We start from the raw sequence: 1193 nt of genomic DNA, 5'->3' as shown, positions 1-1193 counted from the left end.
AATACAGTACAGCCCCATCGTTTTTCTACTGTAGTCTAATGAAAATGGATGCTTACACATCAGTCTTTATATGCTTGTTGCAAGCATCGCTAATTCGATAGGTGTTTTGTACATCCAGTGTGACAAAGTCACCTCACTAGTACGACGACTATAAAAGCTTCGGCTGTCCATCTCATGGCTATGCTCTCAGGTGACGCTGCAGTTTGCAGCTAATATTGTACATTTAACAAGACAAGATGTAAAAGCTTATATGTGCTACTACAGTCATGATAATCTTCATGCAGAAAATGAATAATTTATCTACCATTGACCATGAAGAATCTCTTATCAAAGTACCCTAGTTGACTTAACAAGAATATTTATCACTTTAAAAGTCCTGGCGCTTGATTATTCGATTTTTTTCCCTCAATCTCCCTTATAATTTCTAAAATCAAAAAAGGATCTTTATTAGTTGGATCAGTATCATCACTCTCTAGTGAAAAATCAGGCTCTATTCCTTGCCTCTCTGCTGAAATAATGCTAGCACACACCTCATTCACATTATTATTATTTAAATTTTTACAAATAAATTCTGCATATTTTTCTAATATCTTTGATAGCTTCGCCATATCATCTGGAGAGAGATCACCAGCAAGAGGTCCTACAATCACAGGAAGATCAGTAATAAAGGCTTGAGTTGGATTATTAACAAAATTTGCCCTTAAAGTTCCATTAGGATTATTAGTGCGATATTTTTCAAATTCACCTCCTCTAAGTTCACCATTGCGGCTATCACGATTATCAATTGGGATTTCACACTCTTTCCCACCAACAATAGCTTTATAATTACCTTTATTATCAGGCCCTTCCCATAATTTAAAAGGTATATCTAATATGGCAGATCCCTCATTATATTCATTCACCCTGTCCTTATGGAAAGGAGGGCATAGTTTCTTATCCAGGGTAGAATTATGAAGCTTCTTTATATGATCAACTAGAGTATTTTTACCGTCTACAATTATTCCTTCAAAGAAATATTTCAATAACTCCTCTTCCTTAGTCCCAAATGTTGCGCTTTCTATACTGCTTGTGTTGCCCTCTAAACCATTCATAGCTTTTGCTATGTCATCAACTGTTTGATTTAATTTGGAAAAATGGATTTATTGGTGTTAAATTTTTTACTAATTTCAGCAATGTTCGATTTTAAATGACTA

The 1193-nt window shown here is 34.5% G+C and carries 1 protein-coding gene; it reads right to left on the bottom strand.

Annotation, left to right across the window (positions count from 1 at the left end):
* Positions 1-362 precede the first annotated feature (362 nt).
* Complete coding sequence (locus tag BGC07_RS15095; RefSeq protein WP_069313915.1) at positions 363-1091, bottom strand: hypothetical protein; 729 nt, start codon at positions 1089-1091, stop codon at positions 363-365.
* Between the last annotated feature and the right edge of the window lie 102 nt (positions 1092-1193).

The sequence above is a fragment of the Piscirickettsia litoralis genome (assembly GCF_001720395.1).
Taxonomy (GTDB): domain Bacteria; phylum Pseudomonadota; class Gammaproteobacteria; order Piscirickettsiales; family Piscirickettsiaceae; genus Piscirickettsia; species Piscirickettsia litoralis.
The sequence above is the reverse complement of the archived record's forward strand: the minus strand, read 5'-3'. Positions and strand labels throughout refer to the sequence as shown.

Excerpts from the sequence above, each read along its gene's own strand:
- BGC07_RS15095 (WP_069313915.1), bottom strand. The coding sequence starts at position 1,091 with ATGAATGGTTTAGAGGGCAACACAAGCAGTATAGAAAGCGCAACATTT.